The organism is Nitrospira sp. BLG_2, from assembly GCF_049222245.1.
Map to the genome: position 1 here is coordinate 1 of NZ_JBLYIG010000661.1, position 4,740 is coordinate 4,740.

Here is a 4,740-nt window from a genome sequence, read left to right on the forward strand (position 1 = left end):
CAATGTGACGGTCGCGGCGTCCTTCGACATTGGAACCGAGAGCATTGCGGGACGGCCCGGTAGCCCGCGAGCCTTTGTCATGGGAGGCAATATAGTCGTGAGATGGCATATCACGGGTCCCTGGTCCGTGGCATTGCGACCGGAATTCTACTGGGATCGGAACGGTCGATGGACAGGAGCCGAACAATTCGTGAAGGCCATCACGTCCACCGTCGAGTATAAATTTCCGTACAAATGGATGAGCACTGTCGCGCGGGTCGAACACCGTTACGACGACTCCACTGGAGTCGGGGGCGGGTTTTTCAAGAATGGCGAGCTTCGTCCCGGTGAAATCGGTCTTACGCCGGGGCAGCATCTGCTGTTGTTGGGAGTTCTCTTGAGCTTCGACTCACCGTGAGGTCGAATCCACTCGCGGTACAAGAAATAGCATCATTTCTGGAACCGCGCCCGACCGAAAGCGTCCATTCGTCCCCAGCGCCCAGGTATGTCAAGGAGTTCGAGACGCTCGATCGGCGCCGGAATGGCCGGATCGACGATAAGGTGCTCTCCGTCCGATTCGAGCCCAAGGAGTGTACGGATGAGGAGCAGGGGCGCACCGGTCGCCCATGCCTGAGGGCTGCAGGCGGTGGGGTATTCCACGGGAAAGCGTGTGACCGCGCGCTGGTAGCCGGCGAATGTCTCGGGCAAGCGGTAATCGAAGAAGACAGCGGCCTCCAGGATGGCGAGCGCCAGACGCGCCGCCTCCGCGCGGTAGCCGTAGCGCCGCAGGCCCCAGGCGACAATCGAGGTATCATGCGGCCACACGGTGCCGACGTGGTATCCGATAGGATTATAAGAGCCTTCACTTTTCCCCATCGTTCGCACACCCCAGCCCGAAAAAAGCTCATCTCCCATGAGATGGCGCATGCAGCGGTCGGCCTTGTCACGGTCTACGATGCCACTCCAAAGAAGGTGACCGATATTCGATGTGAGCGAGTCGACCTTCCGTTTACTGCCGTCGAGAGCCAGGGCGAAGAACCCTCGCTCGGGGATCCAGAAGTCGCGATTGAACCGCTCTTTTAATGACTCGGCCTCCTGTTCGAGCTGTTTCGCCCACTCGGGATCGCCCCAGACGTCGCGCGCAAGACGCGCCGTCCGCCGTTTGGCGTCATACACATAGCCCTGGATCTCGCAAGTCGCGCGAGGGGGCGGCGCCAGCCGTCCATCGGCGAATGCAATCGAGTCCCAGGAATCCTTCCAGCACTGGTTCTCAAGACCGGTTGTCTTGTTGCGCCGCTCGTACTCCACGTAGCCGTCGCCGTCGCAATCTCCATACCGATCTATCCACGTCATGGCCGCGCGCGCCTCGCGTTGCAGCGAACCCGCAAGTTGCCGATCTCCCGTCCATCGTTCATACTCCTCCAGCAGGATAAGAAACAGCGGTGTGGCGTCCGCCGAGCCATAGTAAGGGGAATGAGGACGTTCTTCAAAAGCCGCCGTCTCGCCGAGACGCATCTCGTGCAGGATCTTGCCGGGCTCCTCATCGCGGAAGGGATCGTCCACGCGGCCTTGAAGCAGAGCCAAGAGACGCAAGGTCGTCGCGGAGAGTTCAGGACAGAAGGGAAGGGTTTGGAAACTGGTGATGAGGCTGTCGCGTCCGAAGAGTGCCATGAACCAAGGGAGGCCGGCGGCTGGGAGCGCACCGGGGGCGACTCTGGTCCGAAACCGCAGCGCCGCCAAGTCGAGCAGGCTCTGCTGGTAGCTCCGCCCCAGCGGCTCCCAGGAAGAGATCAGTCGTGGCGCCGCCGCGATCCAGTCCTGCAGGCTCTGACCAAGTTCGGGGCGCGGTTCGACATCTTCGAGAGAGTATTTTACCCGCGGCTTCACCTGTCTTCCCGGGTTCTTGACAGCCACAATCTCGAGGGAGGTCTTCCACATTCCTTGCGCAGGTACCTCGACTTTAAATGTAAGGGCGTCTTCCTGCATAGTCGCCGGAGCGCTACTCGTGATCCAAGTTTCTCGGACGAAACGCTCGCGTCGGTATCCCAGCGTCAATCTTCCTTGGTCGAGCCGACGATAGAGCACGCCTTTCTTCGTCAGCTCCTTGTCTTTCACCTCGAAGAGATCGGCAAAGTCTGATCCTACGTCAAGCCGCACCGCCAACGTCTTCGGTTTCTTGCCATGGTTGGCGACTAAGATCTCTTCTATGAACCCATCCCCAACTGTACGCCGACGCACTAAGGAGATATCCGAATCGATGTACATGGTCCCCGTCGACAGGGCCATGTAGAACTGCGAAGAAAAATAGTGGGTGCGATCAGTCGAAAGGACGGTCCCCTTGCGGCCGTCCACCGTGAGGATCCAACGGGAGAGGAACCGTGTGTCGTCAAGAAACAGCCCATGATTATCGACTGGCGTGGCTTCGATATCGCCGCGTCGATCGCTGACAACAAACGTATTCCCATCAAGGATGCTGATCGTTTCGCTCATGGCACGCCTTCTTAGGATTCTGTTCTCCAACCGCAAATGGGGATTCAGCCTGTAGTTCGAGGGTCACCTTAATAATCAACGCCACGTCGCCGCTTATGTTGGCGTGACCTTGCAACGTTTCTACGATCAGGTTTGCCTCGCCACGAAGCAACCGTTCGACCAAGGCCTTGGTATCGCAGACCACAACGGCTTGAGCATCGTCGCCGCCGGTCGTCAACTCCAATTCGCCATCTTCGACCTCAAGGAGGTAGGCCGCCCCATCCCCCGTCTCAAACCTGATGCGACCCCGTACTCCCTTGAGCCGCGTCACCCTCTTCCGCGCAGGCGTTCGCTCGAGGAGACCCTCCATGCTTTCCGTCTCCAGGGGATTCCTTTTCGTTACTTCTTTGTTTCTCCTTAAGCGGTCCGCTGGATCGTCCAGCGTAGTGTCCATCTTCATAATGGATTGCAGTGCGAGGGTCTTATCGGCAATCGCCACAGCCGTAAATGTCCCGACCGAGAGTTTCAAAAACCGGCGTCGCGAAAGAGACATTGCAGGAACCGTTATCAAATGCCCTAGACGGTCGTCTAATCTGGAGATAACTTGTCGTTCTGTCGCGAGGAATCATAGGTAACACGCCATGCGCGAAGCAACTGCAAAATTGACCGTATTTGGACGGGCGTTGTCCGAGAACGGGAAGGAGTAATTACTTGCGTAGGCTCTTGAACCTTTCGAGCGCGGTTGTTCGTATTGCTCTGCGTGCTATGCGTTGGAACGAAGGAAAGTCTCAGCAGCCGAACTCAGGCAATTCCAATCGCCAATCACTACCATTTCTTTGGATGAACAACGGATTACGCACGACCGCGAGAAGCCTTGGGCAACCCCCCGCCGTTCCCTGGTCGGCACGTGTCCTTGGCATCAGATGCTGAAGGTGTTGTTGGATGGACACATTTGCTGTGAACCCATTGAGGAGGACCACAGGCCCGCCTACCGCTTCACGGCAACCGGACATTTGGTCGACTGTTGACTGGAACAAATGTAGTCAACGCTGGTGGGCGAGGACTACCGGTAGAGAGTTGCCCCCTCAACCTCTCCGTCTACCCAACAGCAGATTGAGGAACGGCAAAACTGGCCGCGTGATGCTACCTCTCGACTGTTACATAACTCTGTTTCAGATTTCCTGCTCGCTGGATTTCAGCTATTGGGATATCCATCAGCACATTCCAGCCGCACCGCTAGAAACAACAGGTCTCGATGGGCGAATTGTGAGCCTTACTTCCCGCCTCCACCTTCTTTCATCTTGTCCAGAACCTCATCAAGATTGAACGTTGCGGCCTTCTGGCGCTGCGGATAGTCCATGAAGCTTGTGAGAAAGTTAGCCACATAAGCTTGAGCCGGCACGAGCAGGAAAACGTGATCCAGGAGCCAGTCATAGTAGGTGTTCGAGGTGATGTCGGCCCGCTCGTAGGGGTCGGTCCGCAGATTGAAGATCTTCGGCACACGTAGAGAAACGAACGGCTCAGACCAAACCCGGAAGGTTCCCTCCATCCGCTGCTCCATGAAGACGAGCTTCCAGTTGTCGTACCTGAGCGCGGTCATCTGCTGGTCGTCATTGATATAGATGAAGGATTGCCTGGGACCTTTGTCGGCCTGGCCTGTGAGGTAAGGCACAAGATTGTACCCATCGAGGTGGACTTTATAGGCCATGTCCCCGACCTTATACCCCCTGAGCAGTTTCTCTTTCACTTGTGTGTCGCCAGCGACGGCTGCAAGTGTAGGTAGCCAGTCATAATGGGCTACCAACTCATTCGACACCTGTCCCGGTTTGATATGTCCAGGCCAGCGCACGGCAAGAGGGACCCGATAGGCACCTTCCCAGTTCGAGTTTTTCTCGTTGCGAAACGGCGTCATGGCGCCATCCGGCCACGTATTCATGTGCGGGCCGTTGTCGGTGCTGTACAGGACGAAGGTGTTGTTCGTGATGCCTAATTCGTCTAGCGCCTTGAGTACGGTGCCGACGTTTTTGTCGTGATCGATCATGGCGTCATGGTAAGGACTTTGCCAGCGCCCTGACTGACCGAGGCTCTCTGGCTTGGTGTGTGTACGCAAATGCATGTGGGTCGAGTTGATCCACACGAAGAACGGCTTGCCGGCCTTGCTCTGCCGGGTCACGAACTCTACCGCCCGTGCGACAATGTCGTCGTCGATTGTTTCCATCCGCTTTTTGGTCAGCGGTCCGGTGTCCTTGCACACCTGCTTACCGACGCGGCCGAAGCGCGGATCCTCGGTCG

Annotated in this window: 4 protein-coding genes; 1 reads left to right on the top strand and 3 read right to left on the bottom strand. The window is 57.4% G+C overall.

Translation table 11 applies throughout. The features are described from left to right. Positions 1-397 (top strand): outer membrane beta-barrel protein (locus tag ACOSYY_RS17510; protein WP_421664118.1); only part of this gene is annotated, 397 nt, incomplete at its 5' end. Between the two features lie 32 nt (positions 398-429). On the opposite strand, the gene ACOSYY_RS17515 is transcribed toward ACOSYY_RS17510, so the two are convergent. The 3 genes from ACOSYY_RS17515 to ACOSYY_RS17525 form a co-directional block, all read right to left on the bottom strand. Further along, positions 430-2,469 carry an amylo-alpha-1,6-glucosidase gene (locus ACOSYY_RS17515; RefSeq protein ID WP_421664119.1) on the bottom strand — a complete coding sequence of 680 codons (2,040 nt, stop codon included), beginning with the start codon at positions 2,467-2,469 and terminating at the stop codon, positions 430-432. Continuing rightward, positions 2,444-3,001: a hypothetical protein gene (locus ACOSYY_RS17520; RefSeq protein WP_421664120.1), complete on the bottom strand. Its 558-nt coding sequence runs from the start codon at positions 2,999-3,001 to the stop codon at positions 2,444-2,446. Before ACOSYY_RS17520 ends, ACOSYY_RS17515 begins: the two co-directional genes overlap by 26 nt. A gap of 720 nt (positions 3,002-3,721) precedes the next feature. Next, positions 3,722-4,740 (bottom strand): sulfatase-like hydrolase/transferase (locus ACOSYY_RS17525; RefSeq protein ID WP_421664121.1); only part of this gene is annotated, 1,019 nt, incomplete at its 5' end.